The sequence below is a fragment of the Paraburkholderia bengalensis genome, from assembly GCF_037126505.1.
Taxonomy (GTDB): domain Bacteria; phylum Pseudomonadota; class Gammaproteobacteria; order Burkholderiales; family Burkholderiaceae; genus Paraburkholderia; species Paraburkholderia bengalensis.
Window position 1 is genome coordinate 1 of sequence record NZ_JACFYJ010000043.1, and the last position, 22,791, is coordinate 22,791.

Consider the following 22,791-nt stretch of genomic DNA (forward strand, 5'->3'; position numbering starts at 1 on the left):
CCGACGCGCGCGGCCGCGCAGTCGCCGAGGGCTTCGCGGCGCTCGATCGCGGCGATCTCGTGACGGCCAAGGCGCGCTTCTCGTCGGTGCTCGCGAGCGCGCCGAGCGACGGCGACGCGCTCGGCGGCATGGGTGTCGCGCTGCTCAAGCAGGAACAGTTCGCGCAGGCGCGCGAGTATCTGCTGCGCGGCATCGCAGGCTGGCGGCGCGGCGCGCTGGCGCGAGGCGCTCAACAGCGCGACGTACTGGATGTACACGAGCGAAGGCCTCGGCGAGCAGAGCAATGGCAATCTCGCGCAGGCCAAGGCATCGTTCGAACGAGCCATTGCCGTGAGTCCCGGCGACGTCACCGCGCAAACCGCGCTCGGCGATCTGCTGATGCAAAGCGGCGACCCGCGCGGCGCGGAAGCGGCGTTCCGGATGGCGTTGCGTCGTCAGTCGGACAATCCTGACGCGATCCGCGGTCTTGTCGGCGCGCTTGCCGCGCAAGGGCGCGGCGACGAAGCGCTCAGTTTCGCGAACCAGCTGACGGAAGAGCAGCGCGCGAAAGTGGGCGGCACCAACCGTCTGCGCGGCGAAGCGCAGGCAGCGCAGGCACGCGCCGCCGAGGCGCGCGGCGATCTGGGCAGTGCGCGCAGCCTGTTCGAGGACGCGCTGCTGAACGATCCCGATGATCCGTGGCTGCGGCTCGACCTCGCGCGCATCTACGCGAAGCAGGGCGCATATGCGAATGCGAAGAGCATCATGGACGGCCTCATCGCGCTGCATCCCGACATGCCCGATGCGTACTACGCGAGCGCGCTGCTCGCCGCCGACATGCAGGACTGGCGCTACGGCCTGTCGCAACTCGAACGCATTCCGGCCGCCAAACGCACCGACGCAATGGCGATCCTGCAACATCGCTTGTGGGTGCATCAGCAATGCGACGAAGCCGTGGCGCTCGCGAAGAACGGGCGCATCGCAGAGGCGCGCGCGATGCTGCAGAACGCGGAGCCGATCGCGGGCACGAATGCCGAACTGATCGGCGCGATCGCGTCGGCGTATGTGACTACGGGCGACACGCCGCGCGCGCTGATGATGGTGCGCAGCGCCGTCGCGCGTGCGCCGAACGACCCAGGGCTGCTGCTCGCCGACGCGGGCATTCTGCTGAACGCGGGCCAGGACATCGAACTTGGCGAAGTGATGCGCAGACTTGCGTCGATGCCACTGACGGGCCGGCAGCGCAGTGACTTCGAGAAGATCAACGTGGCGATCGTCGTGCGCCGCACGGACGCGCTGCGCCAGGCTAACGATCTCGCGAGCGCCTTCGACGTGCTGTCGCCGTGGCTTGCCGCGAGGCCGAATGATCCCGCGATTCTCGCGGCGCTCGCGCGGCTCTACACGGCGAACAACGACAATGCGAACGCGCTGGCCACCTATCGTCTCGCGCTCGCGCAGAACCCGACCGACGTCGGACTGCTGCTGAACGCGGCGGGCGCGGCCACCCAGATCCGCAAGTTCGACTTCGCCGAGTCGACGATGATGCAGGCCCTGCGCATCGCGCCCAACAACCCCGACGTGCTCGCGGCGGCGGGCCGCATGTATCGCGCGCAAGGCCGCAACAGTCTCGCCGCGCAGTATCTGCAACGCGCGCTGATTGCGCAGAACGCACCGCTCGCGCGGCCGGGCGCGACGACGGCGGGCACCAATGGACAGCCTGTGCCGAGCGGCTGGGACGTGCCGTTGCGCTCGCGCGGTCCAATCCCGTTGCCGGGCACCAACCCGTTCGCGAACCGCACGTCGACGGATGCGTCGAACAGTGTGCCGTTCCCGGCGCAGAACACTCAACCGTATCCAATGCCAGCCATGCCTGCCTACATACCGCCGACGCAGCCGGCAACTGTGCCCAATGCGCCTGATGCGCCCTACGTCGCACCGCAGCCGCAGCCGGCCATGCAGATCAACTCGCTGGGCTCGCTCGCGCCGCGGGCGGCCGCCGATACGCGCGGCGCGCAGGAGGCGGACGGCTACGGTCCCGATCAATATGGGTCGTCGCAAGCAGGCGGCGGGCTCGCGCCGGGGCAAGCGTATCCCGCGCAAGACTATGCGCAACCGCAGCCGTATCAACAGCCGTATCAACAGCCGGATGCGCAGCAACCTTATGCGCAGCAACCGGCGTCGCAGCCGTATCAGCAACCGATGTACGCGCAACCAGATGTGAGCACGCCCTGGCCGATGTCGCCGCAGGCGCAGGCCGCGCAGTCGCAGGCAATGCAGCCGATGCAACCGGCGAACCCGCAACCGTCCTCGAAGAAGCGGACGGCGAAGAATGCGCGAGCGGCCGGCAACACGGGGGCGTATGCACAGCAGCCGGGCGGCTATCCGCAGCAAGGGTACGGGCAACCCTATGCGCAGCAGCAGGCTTATCCGCAGCCGTATCCGCAACAGCAGCCTTACCCGCAGCAGCCTTATCCGCAACAGCCTTATCCGCAGCAGCGCGCGTATGCGCAACAGCCGTATCCGCAGCAGGCATATCAGCCACAGCCTTACCCGCAGCAGCCGTATCCGCAGCCATATCAGCCGCAGCCGCAGGGCTATACGAACCAGGGCTACGGTCTCGTGCCGTATGTTCCGCAGCCGCCCGCACCGTATCCGACGCGCGGTGCGCAGGATCAGCAGAACCGTCCCAATTCGCAGCCGGCGCAGACGCAGACGCTGACCGTCGAGGAAGAACTCGCGCAGATCAACCGCGAACAGACCAGCACGATCAGCGGCGGCATCCAGTTCCGCAATCGCGACGGCGAAAACGGCCTGTCGAATCTGACCGACATCGAAGCGCCGCTGCAAGGGCGCATCCGCGCGGGCGACGGGCATGTGGTCGTGACGGTCACGCCCGTCACGCTCGATGCGGGCACGATGAGCAGCAACTCCAACACGATCGCCCGCTTCGGTTCGGCGAGGACCGACCAGACCACCAATCCGTATGGCTCGCAGACGGCGAGCGGCGTCGGCGCAGGGGTCGGCTACGAGTATCGCGGTCTGAAGGCGGACGTCGGCGCGACGCCGTTCGGCTTTCGCGAGCAGAACATCGTCGGCGGCGTGCAGTGGAAGGGCGGGTTGACCGACAAGGTCTCGTACTCGCTGACGGCGGGACGCCGTGCCGTCACCGACAGCCTGCTCTCCTATGCCGGTGCACGCGATCAGTCGGCGAACCTGGAGTGGGGCGGCGTGACATCCAACGGCCTGCGCGGCGACATCGGCTGGGACGACGGGACGAGCGGCCTCTATGCCAATGCAGCCTGGGACTACTACGACGGCCATCACGTCGCGTCGAACAATTCGATCAAGGGCGGCGGCGGTGTGTACACGCGTCTGTACAAGGACGCCGACCAGAGCTTCACGGTCGGCGTGAACACGACGCTGATGCACTACAACAAGAACCTGTCGTACTTCACGTACGGGCAGGGCGGCTACTTCAGCCCGCAGCAGTACGCGATCCTGAATCTGCCGATCCAGTGGACGGGGCGCAACGGGCCGTTCACCTACGACCTGAAGGCATCGATCGGCGTGCAGCATTACCGGCAGGACGATTCGCCTTACTTCCCGCTCGACCCAAAGTTGCAAAACGATGCCGTGACGAACTTCGCGAGCGCGAATCTGCCCGTGCCCGATCCGAACGCTATCTATCCTGGCCAGAGCAAGACGGGCGTGTCGTATTCGATCGATGCCGTGGGCGAATATCAACTCGCGCCGCAGTTGACGGTGGGTGCGGCCGCATCGTTTGGCAACGCCTACGAGTACCGCGAGTTCGTCGCCGCCGTGTACGTGCGCTATGCGTTCACGAAGCAGACGGGCTTCAATGTGTTTCCGCCCACGCCGCTCAGGTCGCCGTATCTGCCTGTCAACGACTAGGCGCCTGTCCCACGCAGATGCAACGAACGAGAGCAGTGCGGCCGCCACTGCTCTGTTTGTTTCGGCGCGCCCGGCCGTCCCGCTCGCGGCGGACGCACTGAGCGCGACACTTCGCCCGCACGTTTTTTAACGTCCCACTACAATCGGTTGGCCCTGCTACCAGTTGCATGCGCAATGCGTCGCTGCACCGTGTGTGTACATGCACGTGCTTGCGCGATTGGCAAGCCACGTCCAACAAAAGCCGGTCGACGACCGCATTTTGTTTGGCGTCGGCGGATAAAACATCACCACTTTTGGATTTGCTCATGGCAACGCTGAACATCAACGGACAGACTCACACCATCGACGCACCGCCCGACATGCCCGTGCTGTGGGCCTTGCGCGACCTCATCGGTCTCACGGGCACCAAGTTCGGCTGCGGCATCGCGCAATGCGGCGCGTGCACGGTGCACCTGGATGGCGTCGCAGTGCGCTCGTGCGTGCTGCCCGTCGCGGCCGTCGGCGATAAAAAGATCACGACGATCGAAGCGGTCGGCGACACGCCCGCCGGCAAGAAAGTCCAGGCGGCGTGGCGTCAGCTCGACGTCGTGCAATGCGGCTACTGCCAGTCCGGACAGGTGATGCAGGCGGCCTCGCTGCTCGCGCAGAACCCCAATCCGAGCGACGCCGACATCGATGCCGCCATGGCTGGCAACATCTGCCGCTGCGGCACCTACAACCGCATCCGCGCCGCCGTGAAGCAGGCAGCGAAGGGGGCATGACATGTCGCAAGGATTGCTCGATGCGCAAAACGGCAAGCCGCGCGATGACGATGCCACGCGTGTCAATCGCCGCGCGTTCCTGAAGTTCAGCGCGAGCGTGGCCGCGATGGCGGGCGGCGGGCTGATGCTCGGCTTCAGCATGCCCGCACAAAGCCAGGGCGATGCACGCAAGTCCGTGATCGGCGGCGACGGCGTCGAGACGCCGCAAAACGGCGTGTTCGCGCCCAACGCCTTCGTGCAGATCGACACGGCAGGCAAGGTCACGCTGATCGTGCCGAAGGTCGAAATGGGCCAGGGCGTGTACACGTCGATTCCGATGCTGATCGCGGAAGAACTCGAAGTGCCGCTCGATAGCGTGACGATCGACCACGCGCCGCCCAACGAACAGCTCTTCACCGACCCGCTGCTCGGCGGCCAGTTGACGGGCGGCTCGACCTCGATCCGCTACGCGTGGGAGCCGATGCGCCGCGCGGGCGCGACCGCGCGCGTGCTGCTGATCAACGCGGCCGCGCAGCAATGGCAGGTGGACCCGGCGTCGTGTCACGCGGAGTACGGCCAGGTGATCCATGCGGATACGAAGCGCAGCATCGCGTACGGACAACTCGTCGATGCCGCCGCGAAGCTCGCCGTGCCGCAGAATGTGCCGCTAAAAAGCCCGAAGGATTTCAAGCTGATCGGCACGCAGGCGAAGCGTCTCGATTCGCCGGAAAAGGTGGACGGCAGCGCGATGTTCGGTCTCGACGTGCGCTTGCCCGACATGGTGTATGCGGCCATCGTCAACTGCCCGGTGTTCGGCGGCACGCTCGCGGGTGTCGACGATACGGCCGCGAAGAAGATTCCCGGCGTGCGGCAGATCGTGAAGATCGACAACGGCGTGGCCGTGATCGGCGATCACACGTGGGCCGCGAAACGCGGCGCGGCGGCGTTGAAGATCACGTGGAACGAAGGCGAGGGCGCGACGGTGTCGATGAAAACGCTCGTCGACGATATGGAGAAGGCGTCGCAGGGCAACGGTGCCGTCGCGCGCAAGGACGGCGACGTGAACAACGCGTTCGCACAGGCGAAGACGCGCGTCGATGCCGTCTACCAGCAGCCGTTCCTCGCGCATGCGACGATGGAACCCGTCAATTGCACGGTGCACGTGAAGCCCGACAGCTGCGAGATCTGGGTCGGCACGCAGGTGCCCACGCGCGCGCGTGACGCGGGCGCGAAGGTGACGGGGCTGTCGCCGGACAAGATCGTCGTGCACAACTTCCTGCTCGGCGGCGGCTTTGGGCGCAGGCTCGAATTCGATATGGTCACGCAGGCCGTGAAAGTGGCAAAACAGCTGAACGTGCCCGTGAAAGTGGTGTGGACGCGCGAGGAAGACATCCAGCACGACATGTACCGGCCGTACTACTACGACAAGATCTCGGCGGGGCTCGATGCGAACGGCAAGCCCGTCGCGTGGCAGCACCGCATCGTCGGCTCGTCGATTCTGGCGCGCTTTGCGCCGCCCGCCGTGAAGAACGGCGTCGATCCCGATGCCGTCGAAGTGGCCGCGGATCTTCCCTACGATCTGCCCAATCAGCTGATCGATTACGTGCGCCAGGAACCGCGCGCGATCCCGACGGCATTCTGGCGCGGCGTGGGGCCGACGCGCGGCGCGTTCGTGGTCGAGAGCTTCATCGACGAACTCGCGGCGCAGGTGAAGATCGATCCCGTCAAGTACCGGCAAGACCTGCTCGGCAAGTCGCCGCGCGCGTTGAACGTGCTGAACGTCGCGACCCAGGCGGCGGGATGGGGCACCGCCATGCCGAAGGGGCAGGGGCGCGGCGTGTCGGTGATGCACGCGTTCGGCAGCTTCTTTTCGATGGTCGCGGACGTCACCGTCGATCAGGGCGAGGTCAGGGTGAACCGCGTGGTGTGCGCGGTGGACTGCGGGATGGTGGTCAATCCGAATACCGTCGAAGCGCAGATCCAGGGCGGCATCATCTTCGCGATCACGGCGGCGCTCTACAGCGAGATCACGATCGATCGCGGCCGCGTGCAGCAGAACAACTTCACCGATTACCGGATTCTGCGCATCCACGAAACGCCGACCATCGACGTGCACATCGTGAAGAGCAGCGAAGCGCCGGGCGGCATCGGCGAGCCGGGGACGGCCGCCGCGCAGCCGGCGATCGCCAACGCGATCTATGCGGCGACGGGCAAGCGGTTGCGTCATTTGCCCGTCGGCAGCCAGCTGATGAACGCTTGAGGAGAGGCCGACGATGAAACCCAGCCTGAAGGCTTTCGCGCTCGCGGCCGCATGCGCGCTGCCGCTCGTCGCGGGCAATGCGCGCGCCGCCGACGATGCCCTCGTCAAACGCGGCGAATATCTGGCGAAGGCGGGCGACTGCGTCGCGTGCCACTCGGTGCAACACGGCAAGCCGTTCGCGGGCGGCCTGCAGATGATGACGCCGATGGGCGCGATCTACTCGACCAACATCACGCCCGATCCCGACACGGGCATCGGCCGCTACAGCGAGGACGACTTCCGGCGCGCGATGCGCGAAGGCGTCGCGAAGGACGGCCACAACCTGTATCCGGCGATGCCGTATCCGTCGTACGCGAAGATCAACGACGACGACATGCATGCGCTCTACGCGTACTTCATGAACGGCGTGGCGCCCGTGAAGCAGGCGAACCGTGAGCCGGACATCAAGTGGCCGATGAACATGCGTTGGCCGCTGAAGTTCTGGAACATGGTCTTCCTCGACAAGGGCGTGTATCAGGACAAGCCGGGCAAGGACGTCGCGTGGAATCGCGGCGCGTATCTGATCCAGGGGCTCGGGCACTGCGGCTCGTGCCATACGCCTCGCGGCGTGGCGTTCCAGGAGAAGGCGCTCGATGAAAGCGGCAGTGCGTTTCTGACGGGCGGCGTGCTCGACAACTGGTTCGCGTCGAACCTGACGGGCGAGCATAACGTCGGACTGGGACGCTGGTCCGAAGCGGATGTCGCGCAATTCCTGAAGACGGGCGCGAATCAGCATGCGTCGGCGTTCGGTGCGATGACGAGCGTGATCAACAACAGCACGCAAGCGATGACGGATGGCGACATCGCCGCGATGTCGCGCTATCTGAAGTCGCTGCCCGCCTCGGGCGGCGCGGGCGGCGCGGCCTATGCGTACGACGCGAAGGCGACGAAAGTGTCGTTGACGCGTCCCGCCAATGACGCCGGCGCGCGCGTCTATACGGCGTACTGCATGCACTGCCACGGCGTCGACGGACGCGGCTTCGCGCCGATGCTCGCGCCGCTCGCGGGCAATCCGAACGTGCTGGAGAAGAACGCCGTGTCGCTGATCAACGTGACGTTGAATGGGACGGAGGATCTGGTGATCGGCGGCATTCCCGCGCCGTATCCGATGCCGAAGTACGCGCCCGTGTTGAGCGACCAGCAGATCGCCGATGTGCTGACTTTCGTTCGTGCGGGGTGGAACAACGGCGCGCCTGCCGTTAGCGCGGACGAGGTGACGAAGGTCAGGAAGGTGACGGCGAAGTGATGTCTGCCTGTCTGCGACGCTGAGGCAATGGCCTGCGCGTCGCAGACAGCGTGTCTACCGCTCCCGTCCCACCTTTTGCTTGCGCTCCAGCACGCGCGCATACCACGTCAGCGGGAAGCACATCGCGAAGTACAGCAGCGCCACCATCCCGTAGATCGGAAATGGCCTGAACGCGGCATTGGTGATCATCGTCCCCGTTTTCGTGAGCTCGGTGAAGCCGATGATCGACGTCAGCGCGGTGCTCTTCACGACCTGCACGAGAAAGCCGACGGTCGGCGCGACGGCGATCTTGAGCGCCTGCGGCCAGACGATGTACCGCAGTTGCTGCCCGAAGGTCATCCCCAGACTCGCGCCCGCGGCCCATTGCCCGCGCGGCACGGCATCGACGCAGCCGCGCCAGATGTCCGCGAGATACGCGCTCGTGTAAAGCGTCAGCGTGACAGTCGCCGCGACCCATGGCGACACGTCGACGCCGAGCAAGGGCAAGCCGAAGAAAGTGAGAAACAGCTGCATCAGCAGCGGCGTGCCCTGGAACAGCTCGACATACAGCACGACGAAGCGCCGCAACCACGGCAGCGGGGAGACGCGCATCGCGAGCAGCAGCAGCCCGACAAGCCCGCCGCCGACGAACGCGATCAGCGACAGCAACACCGTCCAGCGCGCGGCGAGCAGCAGATTGCGCGCGATATCCCATAGCGTGAATTCGATCATGACGAGCGCTCCGTCGTCGATGCCGCGCGCGCACTGCGCGTCCAGGACAGCGCGCGCAACAGTCCGCGCGGCGCTGGCGCCGAACGCGCCGCACGTCCGGCGAACAGGCCCTTGCCGAGCCGGTTCAGCACCTGCCGCAGCACGATCGACAGCGCCAGATACGTGGCCGTGATGATCACGTACGCCTCGAACGAGCGGAAATTGCGCGACTGGATATAGTTGGCCGCGTAGGTGAGGTCGGGCACCGAGATCTGCGACACGACGGCCGAGCCGAGCATCACGATCAGCACCTGGCTCAGCAGCGCGGGAAACACATTGGCGATGGCCTGCGGCAGCACGACATGACGAAACACCTGACCTTGCTGCAGTCCGAGCGCCTGAGCGGCCTGGATCTGTCCGCGCGGAATCGAGTCGATGCCGGCACGCACGATTTCGATCGCATACGCGCCGAGATTGACCGTCATCGCGAAGATGGCGGCCTGTATTTCGTCGATGTGCAAGCCGAGGCTCGGCAGCCCGAAGAACACGAAAAACAGCTGCACGAGAAAGGGCGTGTTGCGGATCAACTCGACATAGGCCGCGATCAGAGCGCGCAGCCATTTCGGCCCGGACGCCGCACCCGCCGCGCCCGCGATGCCGACGATGCCGCCCAGCACCGTCGAGATAGCCGTCAGTCCGAGCGTCACGCCGACGCCGCGCACGAGCATCCCCGCATACATATCGAAGCTGCTGAAATCGAACGTATAACTCATCGTGTACGGCTCATCGTGACGTCTGATCGAAAGGCGAGGTTAGAGATTTTCCGGCAGCGGCGCGCGCAGCCACTTCTGCGAAATCGCGTTCATCGTGCCGTCCTTGCGGGCGCGCGCGATGGTGTCGTCGACCTTCTTCAGCAGGCGCGGCTCGTTCTTGTTCAGGCCGACATGATCGGGCGAACTGAACAGCGAGAACTTCTGTTCCGGATCGTTGGCGGGATGGCGTGCGAGGATCGTCGCGCCGACATCGTTGCCGACGACCATCAACTGTACCTGACCAGAAAGAAATGCAGAAATAGCGCCGTTCGGATCGTCGAAGCGTTTGATGTTCGCGGACGGCGGCGCGATTTTCGTCACACTCAGGTCTTCGAGCGTGCCGCGCGCGACGGAAATGCTCTTGCCCGCGAGATCGTTCGCGTCCTTCACTTTCAGCGACTTCGGCCCGAACACGGCGAGGTAGTAGGGCGCGTACGGCTGCGAGAAGTCGATCACCTTCTCGCGCTCGGGCGTCTGGCCGACGGACAGCAGCATGTCCGCCTTGTGGTCGGCGAGATAAGCCATGCGGTTGTCGCCCGTCACGGCCACGAGTTCGACCTTCACGCCGAGCGACTTGCCGATCAGGTTGGCGACGTCGATGTCATAGCCTTGCGGCTTCATATCCGGGCCGATCGAGCCGAACGGCGGATAGTCCATGAACACGCCGACGCGCACGACGCCCGCCTTCGTGATCGTATCGAGCGCGTCCGCATGCGCGTGCGGCGCGAAGGTGGACAGCGCGACGCCCACAAAGGCGATTGCGGCGAACGCGTTGGAGAAGCGGCGGCGGAAGAGAGCGGCGGTGGTCATCGGTGCATCCTTTCTTGAGTGTTGGGGACGGCGGTGGAGTCACTGTAGGTACGTCAAAAACCTCGAACAACCGAAATCTGCGCATAGGCGCCATGACTTGCGCTCATGCCGTAAGGGTTGTCCCGCACGGGCTCGCGCATGAATTATGTGCATGGCGCGGTATGGCGGCGAATTTTGGATCGCGTATCCTTGAGGACCGTCTGCCGCATGCGCGAGCAAAAAGCAGCACGCGCAATGAATTTTCCTGATAGGGCCAACCCTCATGCGACGACTCCCGCCCCTGAATGCCTTGCAGATCTTCGAGACCGTCGCGCGGCATCGCAGCTTCACGCGTGCGGCCGAACATCTGTGCCTCACGCAGGGCGCCGTGAGCCGGCAGATTCTCGCGCTCGAGGACTACTATCAATTCCCGCTTTTCAAGCGTCATGCGAAGGGGCTCACGCTGACAGCGGAAGGCGAACTGCTGCTGCCCGCCGTCAAGGAGAGCTTTGCGCGCATCGAAGAGATTTCGCTGCGCCTGACCCGCCAGCGCACCGATCTCGCGCTGAAGGTGCCGACCTGCGTGATGCGCTGGATGCTGCCCAAAATCATGCTGTTCCAGGCCGAATATCCCGACCTTCACGTGCAGATCACGACGACCTGGCAGCACGACGTCGACTTTCAGGTCGAGCCGTTCGACGCCGCCATCGTCTATGGCAGGTCAACGGGTGCCGACGTGCAGGCCGTGCCTCTGTTCGAGGAGCGCCTCACGCCCGTGTGCGCGCCGCAACTGCTGCATGGCAAGCCGCTCGCGAGCGCCGCCGATCTGTCGCGTCATACGCTGCTGCATCCGACGCGCGATCACCGCGACTGGAGAATGTGGCTCGATTACGTGGAGGAGCGCGACGTCGATGCCGGTCTCGGCCCGAGCTTCGATACGCTCGATCTCGCGACCAATGCCGCGCTACAGGGGTTCGGCGTCGCGATCAGCGATCTCGCGCTGATCGAAGAGGACGTCGCCGCGCAACGGCTCGTGCGTCCGTTCGACGCCGTGCTCGTGACGGGCGCGCGTTACTTTTTCGTGTATCCGGACAGCGTCGCGCATCAGCAGAAGGTCAATCTGTTTCGCGACTGGATCGACCGGCATTGGACGGAATGAAGGACCTGCTTCAGAGAGAGATCACGGCGCGAACGACAGAAACAGATACGCGGCGAACAGCGACAGGTGCACGGCGCCTTGCAGAATCGTCGTGCGCCCCGTGCCCAGCGTGAGCGTGCTGATCAGCAGCGTCAGTGTGAGCAGCACGGTGTCCTTGCCGTCGATGCCGAGCACGAGCGGACGGCCCGTCCAGATGAACACCAGCGCGACGGTCGGAATCGTCAAGCCGATGCTCGCGAGGGCCGAGCCGAGCGCGAGGTTCAGGCTGTTCTGAAGTCGGTCGGCGCGCGCCGCGCGCACGGCGGCCAGGCCTTCGGGCAACAGCACCAGCGCGGCGATCACGATGCCGACCACGGCCTCGGGCGCACCCGCTTCGAGCACCGCGCGCTCGACGACGGGCGACAGCACCTTTGCGAGCAGCACGACGGCAATGAGGCTGACCACCAGCAGCACGCCGCTCGCCGCCGCCACGCCAAGACTCGGCGGCGCGGCGTGCGCGTCGTCGTCGACGGCGCCATGGGCGGAATCAGCGAGGAAATAGTCGCGGTGCCGCACCGTCTGCACGAACACGAACACGCAGTACAGCACCAGCGACGACACGCCTGCGAACGCCAGCTGCTTGTCGCTCAGGGCGGGTCCGAGCGCGACGCTGGTGTAATTGGGCATCACGAGCGACAGCACCGACAGCGACGCGAGCACTGCCAGCGCCGCGCTCGCGCCGCGAATCTGGAAGCCCTGCTCGCGATGGCGCAAGCCGCCCGCCAGCAGGCAGATCCCGACGATGCCGTTACACACGATCATCACGGCGGCGAACACGGTGTCGCGCGCCAGCCCTGCTTTTTCGGCGCCCGCCGACAGCATCACCGAGACGATCAAAGCCACCTCGATCACCGTCACGGCCACGGCGAGCAGCAGCGTGCCGAACGGCTCGCCGACCCGGTGCGCGACCACTTCGGCATGATGCACGCCGGCGAACACCGAACCCGCCAGCGCGACGGCGGCGAGCGCCGTCAACAGGCCGTTGCCGGGCAGCGCATAGGAGGCGCCGAGCACGATCCACGCGATGATGGGCGCTGCGATCGTCCAGCGGGGCAGTACGGGCGAAGTCGATGCCATGTCTGTTCCGTGCCTTTGTTGTTGTTCGGAAGGGCGCCCGCGCCGCCCGACGCGGACAGTGCGCACAGTCCCGAGATTAAACCAGCCGGAGGGGTTCGCGGTGTGACAGCGTCGCGCGCAGCGATCGTCGGCGCGCCGCGCAAAGAAAAACACCGCTCTTCATGACGAAGAGCGGTGCGTTGCGAAGCCAGCACGCCCGCGTGCGGGCGGTGGCAGGCGTTTGCTGCGTCGGGCTTACTGGCCGACCGGGCGGATCGTCAGTGCGTTCTTCACCGACGTCACGCCTTGCACGCCTTGTGCGACTTGCGTGGCCTTGTCGACTTGCGGCTGCTCCGGCACCGAGCCTTGCAGCGTCACGGCGCCGCTGCGTGCGCGAACCGTGATGTTGGCGACGCTGATATCCTTCGCCTTCGCCAGCGCGCCGCGCACCTTGCGCGCCAGCGCGCGGTCGGCCGATTTCGCGGCCTTGGCGGTCTGCTTCGCGCTCGGCTGAGCGGTCATGTCGGCATCGCTTGCCTGAGCGTATGCGTTGATCGACGCCAGAACCACGAGTGCGCCACCGACCATCTTGATTGCCTGAATCGCCTTCATTCACTTTCTCCTGTTGTCATGATTTGCGAAGTTTCACGCCTGAAACAGGCCCGCGAAGAGCTTCTTCACGCGTGAGACCACTGCACTACCACTTCGGTACTTCGGGATGAAAACGCCTGCTGTTGTATCTGCACCGATAGCGTGCCGGGAAGCGGGCTGCCCAGCCGCGCCGGTGCGTGCTGGGCGGACAGTAACGATACCTCAATTGGTTCCATAGTGAGATAAGAGGGTGGCGCAGTTGCGGCATTGCTACAACGGATCGATGCCAATAGCACCGACTACACCGATTCGTACCGGATGACACCCGTTGCCGCACGGTCGGTGCGCCGTGCATGGAACGGCGCGGCGCGTCATCATGCTGCAACAGGCGCTGCGCACAGGGGCAGCTCCATTCCGGGCAAACGGCCGCATGGCAAAAACCGCGCTTTCCATGATTCCTCTACATCGCAACGATCTACCCGTCGATACGGTTGACCTCGCGCGCTTTCTGTTGGGTAAATACCTGGTGCGCGATCTGCCCGAGGGGCGCGTCGCTGGACGGATCGTCGAGACCGAGGCGTATCCCGTCGGGGATTCGACCAACCATGCGTTTCCGGGGCGCCGCGCGTACAACGGCTCGATGTTCCTCGAGCACGGCCACGCGTACGTGCGGCTCACCTACGGTATCTACAACGTGATCAACGTGGTCAGCGAGCGGGAAGGGACGGGCGCGGCCGTGCTGATTCGCGCGCTGGAGCCGGTGGAGGGAATCGGATGGATGCAGGCGCGACGGGCGGATGCGAAGTTGCTCGACCTCGCGCGCGGGCCGGGGCGGCTCGCGCTGGCGCTGGGCATCGATTCCGGCTTCGACGGCACCGATCTGTGCACCGGAAAAGGTTTGTGGCTCGGCGTGAGCCGTAACCGGGCCGCAGAGCGCGCGAACGACGCGCAAAGCACGAGAAGCACGAGAAGCACGAGAAGCACGAGAAGCACGAGAAGCACGAGCGGCACCAGTAGCACCGAACGCGACGCGCCCGCGCCCTACGCCGTCACGACGCGCATCGGCATCGCGCGCGAGACGCATCGGCGCTGCGCTTCTATGAGCCGGGCAGTCCATTCGTCAGCGGGCCGCGCAAACTGCTGACGGGCGAAACGCGGCGGCCGCAATGACGCGGCTCTCCTGTCCCCGATAAACCGTGGCGGCGCATGGCGGGTTGGCAATCGTCGGCGGTTGCCGCGTCCCGGCGCCAGGCTGATACGTCGCGCACTATTGCAAACCGTCCATCGAACCTCGATTGCCCCGGCTGCATCGGCCGGCTACTTTTCCAAGTCTCGCAATTAAGTATCTCCGAAATAGGGGTTTTCCCTTGGTATCCCGCTGGCTACACTGTCATCACTGGCTTCACACACGGTTGTGCGAAGCAGGCTGATAAAAGAATTTTCGGAGGTAGTTACCATGAAATCGCTGATCAAGGCTGTTGCCATCGCTGCTGTTCTCGCCGCTCCCGTCGTCTCGTTCGCCCAGTCGAACCAGCCTGTGACGCGCGCCGAAGTCCGCGCCCAGCTGATCCAGCTCGAAAAGGCAGGCTACAACCCCGCCACAGCCGTCGATTCGACCTATCCGGCCGACATCCAGGCCGCCGAAGCACGCGTCCAGGCGCAAAACGGCGCTGTCGCGCAAGCCCGCGTCGCCGATACGGGCTACGGCGCGCCGACCAACGGTTCGTCGCAATCGGGCGCAGCCGTCAAGGCGCTGAACCCGACGCAAGACGTCTACTTCGGTCATTAATCGCTAAATGGAAGCCGGGCCGCACGTTCGCGGCCCGGTGCGCGCGCCTTCAGAGTTCGGATAAAGCGCGCGTGAAAGCCAGGCAGACGGCGGCGCGGCGCAGTGCGCAGCAGGGCACACCAATGCCGCCGTCAATGAAAGCATGAACCTCCGCCGCCGCAAGGTGGCTTAGCCCAACCTCGCGGATTGGGCTTTTTTTGCTGGCGGAATTCGGCCAGTGCGGCCAGCGAGGGAGCGGCTACGCGCCGTGTATGTAGTGCTCGAGTTGCTGGATGGTGAACTGCTGCTCGGCAATGATGTTCTTCACGAGGTCGCCGATCGAAACCATGCCGATCAGTTGATCGTTTTCGAGCACGGGCAGGTGGCGCATGCGGCGCTCGGTCATGAGCGCCATGCATTCGTCGGTGGTCTGTTCGGGGCGCACGAAGCGCACGGCAGTGCTCATGATGTCGCGAACGGGCGTCGTCTTCGACGAGCGGTCCATCAGCACGATCTTGCGCGCATAGTCGCGTTCGGTGACGATCCCCGCGATCGCTCCGTTTTCCTTGACGATCAATGCACCGATTTGCTTGTCGGCCATGATCTTGATGGCGTTGTAGACGGAATCGGTTGCTTCGATCGTGAAGACGTCTTGATTCGGCTTCGATTTAAGGACTTGTGCAACGCTAGTCATGGAGCGGCTCCGTTTGCAGTGCAGCACGCCTGGCCGCGGCGCGCTGGGATGAGGGAGAGGCACGTCAAGCGCAGAACAGACGCAAACCAAGTATAGGCGTCGACGACGTTCGCGGCGACGCTCGCTTCGCCTGGGTTCTGTGAGGAACAACACGCATCGTGTGCAAGATCGTACCCATACCGCACGAATGTTGGGCAACGCGTGGCCTTTCGTCGGCTGTACGACAACGCCCGCCCGTGCACCATCGTGTGCGCGCATGCGCACCGCGGCGAAGCGGCTGCCAGGTACAATTCATCGTTTAGCGGTAAACTCCGCATCTGTATCCGATCTGCCGGTCATCATTCTCCGGTCTTTATCCCCGTTCGTTGACGGGTTCATGTCCGCAATACCGCTAACGCCATGCCCATGTCTCACGATCCGTCGCACGCTGTCGGCGTACCCACCGGCGAATGCGTCACGCTCGACGCGACGGCCACGCTTCCCACCCGCTACGGCACCTTTACCTCGTATGTGTTTCGCGTCAACGACTCGGGCGCCGAGCATTTTGCGCTCGTGATGGGCGAAGTCGCCGAGAAGCAATCAGTGCTCACGCGCCTGCATTCCGAATGTCTGACGGGCGACGTGCTCGGCTCGTATCGCTGCGACTGCGGCGAGCAGCTCGATCTCGCGCTGCGCTATATCGCGGCTGAAGGCTGCGGCGTGCTGCTGTATCTGCGCGGCCACGAAGGCCGCGGTATCGGGTTGTCGAACAAGATTCGCGCGTATGCGCTGCAGGAACAGGGGCGCGACACCGTCGAGGCGAATCTCGATCTCGGTCTGCCTGACGATTCGCGCGAATACGATTCGGCGGCGGCCATTTTGCGGCTCTTGAAGGTGACGTCCGTGCGCCTGATGAGCAATAACCCGAAGAAGTTCGACTCGCTGTCGAAGCATGGCATTCCTGTTTGCGAGCGCGTTGCGCTGGCCATTCCGATGCGCGAGGAAAACGAGCGCTACATCCGCACCAAGCAGGTCAAGTTCGGGCACTACTTCGAAGAAAACGAGTAACGCCACGCTGATTGCGTGCTGCTGTCACGCGCTATAAGGAATGGCCTCGCGCATCGCGAGGCCATTTGTTTCTTGGGGCTTCGGAAGCTCGTCGGAACATCGCTATCGCTAGAAGATCGCGAAGTCGTCGTTGCTGTCGGGAATCGACGCAAGCAGGTGCGCCAGCCGAAGCCGTCCGAGCCGCGAGGCCAGGGCGATCGCAAGGCCATAGAGGGCTTTAGCGCCATCGCGCGTCACGCCATTGCGTGGCGCACTCGCACGCTGTGTTGCGCACAGGAAGCGATGCGTCCGGCACATTCCTATAGTTTCAACGCGCGTTGTTTGCTTGCACGAGAGCATCGAACACCTCACGCAGTTCAGTCGTGCCGAAGCGCCGCTCGCCGACGCCCGCTTCGACATCGATCCGCTGCGCGTTCTGTGCGTCGTAAAGATCCACGATCAGCTTTGCGTGGTTCGCGTTGAGTCCCGCGCGCGACAGCGTCGGTTCCCATTGATCGCGCGGCAGCGCAAGCGCGACGACATCGCATCCGCTCGCCTCGCCCAGCACGCGCGCGACATCCTTTGCCGCGTATCGGCGTGGACCCTCGACGCTCACGACGCGCACGCCGTCGCGTGCCGGCCCGTCGCTCAGCAACTGCGCGGCGACGCTACCGACGTCGTGCGCGGACACCGTCGGAAACAGCCTGTCGATAGGATGATGAAGGCTCGGCAGCCGTCCCGTCGCGAGCGCGGCGGGCAGCACGCGCGCCCAGTTCTGCATATGTTCGGCTGCGCGCAGCAGCGTGAGGCGCGGCGCGGCGTCCCGGAACGCCGCTTCGAGATAGTGAAACAGCATCGTGATGCCCGTATCCGCGTCGAGTTCGGCGCCGTAGTCGGACAGCGCGACGACATGAAGATGCGGGTGCGCACGCAGCACGCGTGCCGCCGTATCGATCGTGTTGCGCATCGCGGCCGCCGGGTCGGGTTCCTGCGGCGGCACCGGGCAGAGCATCTGCACGGCAACGGCGCCGTCGAGCGCGCGATGCATCGACGCCTCGTCGTCGAGATCGCCGCGCACGACTTCGCAGCCGATCCGCGTCAGCGCTTCGCATTGCGACGGATCGCGGGCGACGGCGCGTACGGCATGGCCTGCGTGTCTGAGCGCCGCCGCGGTCGAGCGGCCCACTCTCCCCGTTGCGCCAAAAATAACGAACATCGCTTGACTCCTTCGTCGACAGAATGTGTCGAGCGTACGCGGCAAGCGCTCTGCAAACGCGCAGGCAAGGATGACGGACAGCAGATCCGGATGACGATGCGCACGCCGTCGCGCGATACGCGAAGCGACGCTTGGCCACGCACGCGCCAAACCCGGCGCAATCCAGCACAATGCGGCAATCATGACCAAGAGGTGCAAGCGATGAATGCCGTCCTTCCTGCGTTGCAGCCGCATTCGGGCGCGCGCGAGAGCCTGCTGTCGAGCGCGTCGCTCGGCTGGTCGGGTTTTGGCGCTGAATTGCTCGGGATTTCCGCGGGCACGCACCGCATCCCCGCCGCCGTCGAGCATCGCGTGGGCGTGCACGTGGGTGCGCCCGTGCGTGCCTTGTGCCGATGCAATGGCGAGCGCCTCGCACGCATTCAGGCGCACGGCGACGCCGACGTGATCCCGGCAGGCCTCGATGGCGAATGGTCCGACGACGCCAACTGCACGGTCTTGCGCATCTGGTTCAGCGCCGTATTCGTGCGCGACACGATCGAACAGATCGGCGTGCGTGGCGCCGATGCGCAGATTCGCCCTCAATTCCAGATGCGCGATGCGCGCTTCCAGCATCTGGCGTGGGCCATGCGCGCCGAACTCGAAGCGGACCAGGCCTCCGATCCCCTCTACGCCGAGAGCCTGTGCACGGCGATGATCGTACGGCTCGCGGGCGCGGACGTGTCGCGCGATCGACGAAGCCGTGTGTTGTCGGCGCGGGCGGCGGCACGCGTGATCGACTACATCGAGGCGCATCTCGACGAACGTCTGACGCTGACGGCGCTCGCTGCCCTTGTCGGCATGAGCGTGCCGCATTTCAAGGTGCTGTTTCGCGAGACGATGGGCGTGCCGGTGCACCGGCATGTCGTGCAGCGGCGCGTCGAGCGCGCGAAATCGCTGCTGCTGCAAGGCCGCTTCAGCGCGAGCCAGGTCGCGCTCGAAGCCGGGTTCGCGCATCAGAGCCACATGGCGCACTGGATGAAGCGGCTGCTCGGCGTGACGCCGCGTGAGCTTGCACGCAACGTCGAGTTGCGCGATGAAGAGCGGGCCGCCGGGCGTTGATGGGCACTGACGGGCCGGCCGCTCAGCTTTTCACGCGCGCCGATGCGGGATCGTATGGCGCTCTCAGATGCAGCGTGGCGGGCAGCCGTTCGCCCGCTACGTCGATCTGATAGCGGCCGCTCGTGAGCCACGCTTCGTCGAGCGCGGCGCTGTCGTCGCGTTTCACATAGCCCATCGCGACGGGGCAGCCGAGCGTGTGCCCGAATGCCGCCGACGTCACGAAGCCGACGGCCGCGCCGTCGCGCATGATCGCTTCGCCGCCCCATAGCATGCGATCGCTGGCGCCGTCGACGGTGAACACGACGAGGCGCCGGCGCAGCGGCTCGTCGCGCCGCTTGAGCAACGCGTCGCGCCCGATGAACGGGATCTGCTTGTCGAGCTTGCAGGCGAACCCGAGACCCGCTTCGAACGGCGTCGTGTCCGGCGACAGCTCGCGTCCCCACGCGCGATAGCCTTTCTCGATCCGCAGCGACTCCAGCGCGTAATAGCCCGCGTTTTTCAGGCCGTTTTGCGGATCGAGGCGCTTTCCCGCGGCGTGCAGCGTCTCGTAGACGCCGACCGCGACTTCGACGGGCACATACAGTTCCCAGCCGAGTTCGCCGACATACGTGATGCGCGTCGCGCGCACCGTCGCGTAGCCGATGTCGACCTCGCGGCTCTGTCCGAACGCGAACGCTTGATTGCGCCAGTCGGCTTTCGACACGCTCGCAAGCAGATCGCGCGAGCGCGGCCCCATCAGCGCGAGCACCGCGTACTGGCTCGTCACATCGACGAGCATGCAATGGCTGTCGGGCGGGATGCGCTTGTCGATCGTGTCGAAGTCGCGCGTGGTTTGCGCCGAACCCGTGACGAGCAGATATTGATCGTCCGACAGGCGCGTGAGCGTGAAGTCCGATTCATAGCCGCCGCGCTCGTTGAGCATGCCCGTGTAGACAGCCGTGCCGGGCGGCACCGCGACATCGTTCGCGACGATCCGTTGCAGCACGGCTTCGGCATCGCGTCCCTTGACGAGAAATTTGGAGAACGACGTCATATCGAACAGCGCGACGCCTTCGCGGCAGGCGCGATGTTCGTCGCCGCTCCACGGCAGCCAGTTCTGCTGGCCGAACGCGTAATCGATACGCGCCTCTTCGCGCGTCGGCGCAAAGAAGTTCGCGCGTTCCCAGCCCATCTTGCTGCCGAAGCACGCGCCTTCGTCGCGCAGTTGCGCGTAGAGCGGCGAGCGGCGAAACGGCCGCGCGCTGTCGAGCTCGCGATTGGACCACGGCATCGCGTAGTGCAGGCCGAGCGTTTCCTTCACTCGGTCGTGCAGCCACGTGTCATTGCCGTTGAAGCGCGCGAAGCGGCGAATATCGACGGGCCAGAGGTCCATTGTCGGCTCGCCCGCGACGATCCATTCGGCGAGCGCCATGCCCGCGCCGCCCGCCGACGCGATCCCCATCGAGTTGAACCCCGCGCCGACGTAGAAATGGCGCAACTCGGGCGCCTCACCAAGCATGAAATGGTTGTCGGGCGTGAACGACTCCGGTCCGTTGTAGAACTGGCGCACCTGTGCCGTCTCCAGTGCGGGCACGCGCTGCAATGCGTTCTCCATCAGGATCTGGAATTGATCCCAGTCATCGGGCAGCAGCTGGAACTCGAAACTGTCGGGGATGCCGTTCATGCCCCACGGCTTCGCGTCCGGCTCGAAGCCGCCCATCACGAGGCCGCCCACTTCCTCCTTGAAGTAGATGTAGCCATCCGGGTCGCGCATCACGGGCAGGTCGGGATGCACGCCCGCGATCTTCTCCGTGACGATGTAGTAATGCTCGGCGGAATGCAGCGGCACCGTCACGCCGCATAGCCGTCCTACGGCTTTCGCCCATTGTCCCGCGCAGTTGACGACCACCTGCGCGGCGATCGTGCCTTCGTTGCCTGCCTTGTCGCGCCATGCGACGCCGCTCGCCTCGCGTCCTTTCGATGCCGGTCGCGTGTGAATCGCGGTAACGCGGGTGTTTTCCGCGATGCGCGCGCCCCGCCGGCGCGCGCCGCGCGCGAGCGCCTGCGTGAGATCGGTCGGATTCGCCTTGCCGTCGCCGGGCAGCCAGACGGCGCCGAGCAGGTCGTCCGTGCGCATCGGCGGCCACAGTTCGCCGGCTTCTTTCGGGCCGATCACCTCGCACGTCACGCCGTACGCGCGCGCGACGGCGGCCGTGCGCCTGAGCTGCGTCATCCGCTCGGCCGTGCGCGCGACCGACAGCGAGCCGCATTGCTTCCATCCCGTCGCGAGACCCGTGTCGGCTTCGAGCTCCGCGTAGAGCGCCGTCGAATAGCGGATCAGCCTCGTCATGCTTTCCTGCGCGCGCAGCTGTCCGACGAGCCCCGCCGCGTGCCACGTCGTGCCGCACGACAACTGACCCTGTTCGAGCAGCACGACGTCCGTCCAGCCGAGCTTCGTGAGGTGATAAGCGACCGAGCATCCGATGATGCCGCCGCCGACGATGACGACGCGAGCCTGCGTGGGAAGAGGAGAGGTCATGACCGGAATGTGGAATTAAGTGGATATGTGTGGACGTGTGTTGCTGCGTACTGTGCAGAAAAAGCGCTGAAAATGCAATGGTCCGGCAATGAATCGTGAATCGATGGAAGCGTCGGGCATGTTGGAATAGTTGGATTCGTGTTGAATTGACGCGGGCAAATTTGTTAGACTTGCGCGCAACTTCCCCACGCTCGCGCCGATGTTCGCCACTCACCGACAGAACGAGATCCTGCGGCTCGTCCGCACGCAAGAGACCTGCACGATCGCCGATCTGGCCAGCACCTTCGGGGTGTCCGACGAAACGATCCGCCGCGACCTGAAGCCGCTGGTCGCCGAGGGTCTACTCGTCAAGGTGCACGGCGGCATCATGCTGCCCGCGCAACTGGACGAGCCGCCGTTCCGGCGCCGCATGGTCGATCAGCGCGAGGCCAAGCGCGCCATCGCGGCGCGCGTCGCGGAGCAGGTGTGCGACGGCGATTCCTTGATGCTCGATGGCGGCACGACCTGCGTGCACATCGCGCACGCGCTCGAATCGCATGCGCGCCTGACAGTCGTCACCAATTCCGCCGAGATCGCGCGCCTGCTCGCGCCGCGCAACGACAACCGCGTGCTGATGGCGGGCGGCGAGTTGCGCGCCGACGATGCATCCGCCGTCGGGGACAGCGCGCTTGCCTTCTTCCGGCAGTTCCACGTGCGCCATGCCATCGTGTCGGTCACGGCCATCGACGCGAAAGGGCGCTTCATGGACGCGCAGCCGGCCGATGCCGCACTGGCGCGCGTTGCGTTTTCACAAGCCGAGCATCGGATCGTCGCCGCCGATCACACGAAATTCGGCCATAGTGCGCTAGTGCACGTATTCAGCGCGGAAGATCTCGATATGCTGGTCACAGACGTGGCGCCGGCGGCAGGGCTCGCCAAAGTGCTGGCGGCGGCGGGTGTCGGCGTGCTTTGCGCGTCGCCTGCTTCTGGCGAGAGGGCCGACGAAAACGTCTAATCGGCGTTCGCGCACTTGCATCAGCCGTCGCGGCTTGCGTGCGGGCACGCGGCGATGCACGCGTGGCGCGCGCCTTGCGCGTCGACGCTAAAGTGCAGTGCGGCAAAAGCCGCTAAAAGGACATAGGGACATGGTAGCGGGCAAATGACACCGTAAAATGTTATC

The 22,791-nt window shown here is 65.3% G+C and carries 18 protein-coding genes and 1 pseudogene; 10 read left to right on the forward strand and 9 right to left on the reverse strand.

Annotated features, from left to right (window positions below; translation table 11 throughout):
* The 4 genes and pseudogenes from H3V53_RS23545 to H3V53_RS23560 all read left to right on the forward strand — a co-directional run.
* Window positions 1-3,891, forward strand: a pseudogene (locus tag H3V53_RS23545) (cellulose synthase subunit BcsC-related outer membrane protein); the annotation flags it as partial.
* Between the two features lie 305 nt (window positions 3,892-4,196).
* On the forward strand, window positions 4,197-4,652 hold the full coding sequence (locus H3V53_RS23550) for a 2Fe-2S iron-sulfur cluster-binding protein (protein ID WP_054920981.1): 456 nt from the start codon (window positions 4,197-4,199) through the stop codon (window positions 4,650-4,652).
* A 1-nt stretch (window position 4,653) separates the two neighbouring features.
* Window positions 4,654-6,891 (forward strand): xanthine dehydrogenase family protein molybdopterin-binding subunit, encoded by a 2,238-nt coding sequence (locus tag H3V53_RS23555; protein WP_336600011.1) that lies wholly within the window; start codon window positions 4,654-4,656, stop codon window positions 6,889-6,891.
* A 13-nt stretch (window positions 6,892-6,904) separates the two neighbouring features.
* Window positions 6,905-8,176, forward strand: coding sequence for a c-type cytochrome (locus H3V53_RS23560; RefSeq protein ID WP_336600012.1), 1,272 nt, complete (start codon window positions 6,905-6,907; stop codon window positions 8,174-8,176).
* 54 nt (window positions 8,177-8,230) lie between these two features.
* Here H3V53_RS23560 and H3V53_RS23565 read toward each other — a convergent pair whose 3' ends face one another.
* The 3 genes from H3V53_RS23565 to H3V53_RS23575 are packed head-to-tail and all read right to left on the reverse strand — an operon-like array spanning window position 8,231 to window position 10,488.
* Window positions 8,231-8,887, reverse strand: a complete 657-nt coding sequence (locus H3V53_RS23565; protein ID WP_054920984.1) for an ABC transporter permease subunit — start codon at window positions 8,885-8,887, stop codon at window positions 8,231-8,233.
* Window positions 8,884-9,639 carry an amino acid ABC transporter permease gene (locus H3V53_RS23570; protein WP_336600013.1) on the reverse strand — a complete coding sequence of 252 codons (756 nt, stop codon included), beginning with the start codon at window positions 9,637-9,639 and terminating at the stop codon, window positions 8,884-8,886. Before H3V53_RS23570 ends, H3V53_RS23565 begins: the two co-directional genes overlap by 4 nt.
* 39 nt (window positions 9,640-9,678) lie before the next feature.
* Window positions 9,679-10,488 carry a transporter substrate-binding domain-containing protein gene (locus H3V53_RS23575; RefSeq protein WP_054920986.1) on the reverse strand — a complete coding sequence of 270 codons (810 nt, stop codon included), beginning with the start codon at window positions 10,486-10,488 and terminating at the stop codon, window positions 9,679-9,681.
* Between the two features lie 262 nt (window positions 10,489-10,750).
* On the opposite strand from H3V53_RS23575, the gene H3V53_RS23580 reads away from it, so the two are divergent.
* A complete protein-coding gene (locus H3V53_RS23580; RefSeq protein WP_336600014.1) occupies window positions 10,751-11,626 on the forward strand; it encodes a LysR substrate-binding domain-containing protein in 876 nt (291 codons plus the stop codon).
* 21 nt (window positions 11,627-11,647) lie between these two features.
* Here H3V53_RS23580 and H3V53_RS23585 read toward each other — a convergent pair whose 3' ends face one another.
* Complete coding sequence (locus H3V53_RS23585) at window positions 11,648-12,742, reverse strand: calcium:cation antiporter (protein ID WP_336600015.1); 1,095 nt, start codon at window positions 12,740-12,742, stop codon at window positions 11,648-11,650.
* A gap of 234 nt (window positions 12,743-12,976) precedes the next feature.
* On the reverse strand, window positions 12,977-13,333 hold the full coding sequence (locus H3V53_RS23590; protein ID WP_336600016.1) for a BON domain-containing protein: 357 nt from the start codon (window positions 13,331-13,333) through the stop codon (window positions 12,977-12,979).
* A 409-nt stretch (window positions 13,334-13,742) separates the two neighbouring features.
* Between H3V53_RS23590 and H3V53_RS23595 the strand changes: the two genes are divergently transcribed.
* Complete coding sequence (locus H3V53_RS23595; RefSeq protein WP_336600017.1) at window positions 13,743-14,456, forward strand: DNA-3-methyladenine glycosylase; 714 nt, start codon at window positions 13,743-13,745, stop codon at window positions 14,454-14,456.
* 312 nt (window positions 14,457-14,768) lie between these two features.
* Window positions 14,769-15,101, forward strand: coding sequence for a DUF4148 domain-containing protein (locus tag H3V53_RS23600; RefSeq protein ID WP_336600018.1), 333 nt, complete (start codon window positions 14,769-14,771; stop codon window positions 15,099-15,101).
* A 238-nt stretch (window positions 15,102-15,339) separates the two neighbouring features.
* Here the strand turns inward: H3V53_RS23600 and H3V53_RS23605 are convergent, their stop codons facing one another.
* Window positions 15,340-15,774, reverse strand: a complete 435-nt coding sequence (locus tag H3V53_RS23605; protein ID WP_054920992.1) for a CBS domain-containing protein — start codon at window positions 15,772-15,774, stop codon at window positions 15,340-15,342.
* A gap of 399 nt (window positions 15,775-16,173) precedes the next feature.
* On the opposite strand from H3V53_RS23605, the gene ribA reads away from it, so the two are divergent.
* Complete coding sequence (gene ribA, locus H3V53_RS23610) at window positions 16,174-16,821, forward strand: GTP cyclohydrolase II (RefSeq protein WP_419539561.1); 648 nt, start codon at window positions 16,174-16,176, stop codon at window positions 16,819-16,821.
* Between the two features lie 108 nt (window positions 16,822-16,929).
* Here the strand turns inward: ribA and H3V53_RS23615 are convergent, their stop codons facing one another.
* Complete coding sequence (locus tag H3V53_RS23615) at window positions 16,930-17,058, reverse strand: hypothetical protein (protein WP_336600020.1); 129 nt, start codon at window positions 17,056-17,058, stop codon at window positions 16,930-16,932.
* A 70-nt stretch (window positions 17,059-17,128) separates the two neighbouring features.
* On the reverse strand, window positions 17,129-18,016 hold the full coding sequence (locus H3V53_RS23620) for an NmrA family NAD(P)-binding protein (protein ID WP_336600021.1): 888 nt from the start codon (window positions 18,014-18,016) through the stop codon (window positions 17,129-17,131).
* A 201-nt stretch (window positions 18,017-18,217) separates the two neighbouring features.
* Between H3V53_RS23620 and H3V53_RS23625 the strand changes: the two genes are divergently transcribed.
* Entirely contained in the window at window positions 18,218-19,114 is an 897-nt protein-coding gene (locus H3V53_RS23625; RefSeq protein ID WP_336600022.1) for an AraC family transcriptional regulator, read from the forward strand.
* A 22-nt stretch (window positions 19,115-19,136) separates the two neighbouring features.
* Here the strand turns inward: H3V53_RS23625 and H3V53_RS23630 are convergent, their stop codons facing one another.
* Window positions 19,137-21,632 carry a GcvT family protein gene (locus H3V53_RS23630; RefSeq protein WP_336600023.1) on the reverse strand — a complete coding sequence of 832 codons (2,496 nt, stop codon included), beginning with the start codon at window positions 21,630-21,632 and terminating at the stop codon, window positions 19,137-19,139.
* 199 nt (window positions 21,633-21,831) lie between these two features.
* On the opposite strand from H3V53_RS23630, the gene H3V53_RS23635 reads away from it, so the two are divergent.
* Entirely contained in the window at window positions 21,832-22,626 is a 795-nt protein-coding gene (locus H3V53_RS23635; RefSeq protein WP_336600024.1) for a DeoR/GlpR family DNA-binding transcription regulator, read from the forward strand.
* Window positions 22,627-22,791: the final 165 nt, after the last annotated feature.

Excerpts from the sequence above, each read along its gene's own strand:
- H3V53_RS23565 (WP_054920984.1), bottom strand. The coding sequence starts at position 8,887 with ATGATCGAATTCACGCTATGGGATATCGCGCGCAATCTGCTGCTCGCC.
- H3V53_RS23575 (WP_054920986.1), bottom strand. The coding sequence starts at position 10,488 with ATGACCACCGCCGCTCTCTTCCGCCGCCGCTTCTCCAACGCGTTCGCC.
- H3V53_RS23630 (WP_336600023.1), bottom strand. The coding sequence starts at position 21,632 with ATGACCTCTCCTCTTCCCACGCAGGCTCGCGTCGTCATCGTCGGCGGC.
- ribA (WP_419539561.1), top strand. The coding sequence starts at position 16,174 with ATGCCCATGTCTCACGATCCGTCGCACGCTGTCGGCGTACCCACCGGC.
- H3V53_RS23585 (WP_336600015.1), bottom strand. The coding sequence starts at position 12,742 with ATGGCATCGACTTCGCCCGTACTGCCCCGCTGGACGATCGCAGCGCCC.
- H3V53_RS23560 (WP_336600012.1), top strand. The coding sequence starts at position 6,905 with ATGAAACCCAGCCTGAAGGCTTTCGCGCTCGCGGCCGCATGCGCGCTG.
- H3V53_RS23590 (WP_336600016.1), bottom strand. The coding sequence starts at position 13,333 with ATGAAGGCGATTCAGGCAATCAAGATGGTCGGTGGCGCACTCGTGGTT.
- H3V53_RS23555 (WP_336600011.1), top strand. The coding sequence starts at position 4,654 with ATGTCGCAAGGATTGCTCGATGCGCAAAACGGCAAGCCGCGCGATGAC.
- H3V53_RS23600 (WP_336600018.1), top strand. The coding sequence starts at position 14,769 with ATGAAATCGCTGATCAAGGCTGTTGCCATCGCTGCTGTTCTCGCCGCT.
- H3V53_RS23570 (WP_336600013.1), bottom strand. The coding sequence starts at position 9,639 with ATGAGTTATACGTTCGATTTCAGCAGCTTCGATATGTATGCGGGGATG.
- H3V53_RS23595 (WP_336600017.1), top strand. The coding sequence starts at position 13,743 with ATGGCAAAAACCGCGCTTTCCATGATTCCTCTACATCGCAACGATCTA.
- H3V53_RS23620 (WP_336600021.1), bottom strand. The coding sequence starts at position 18,016 with ATGTTCGTTATTTTTGGCGCAACGGGGAGAGTGGGCCGCTCGACCGCG.
- H3V53_RS23580 (WP_336600014.1), top strand. The coding sequence starts at position 10,751 with ATGCGACGACTCCCGCCCCTGAATGCCTTGCAGATCTTCGAGACCGTC.
- H3V53_RS23625 (WP_336600022.1), top strand. The coding sequence starts at position 18,218 with ATGAATGCCGTCCTTCCTGCGTTGCAGCCGCATTCGGGCGCGCGCGAG.
- H3V53_RS23550 (WP_054920981.1), top strand. The coding sequence starts at position 4,197 with ATGGCAACGCTGAACATCAACGGACAGACTCACACCATCGACGCACCG.
- H3V53_RS23605 (WP_054920992.1), bottom strand. The coding sequence starts at position 15,774 with ATGACTAGCGTTGCACAAGTCCTTAAATCGAAGCCGAATCAAGACGTC.
- H3V53_RS23635 (WP_336600024.1), top strand. The coding sequence starts at position 21,832 with ATGTTCGCCACTCACCGACAGAACGAGATCCTGCGGCTCGTCCGCACG.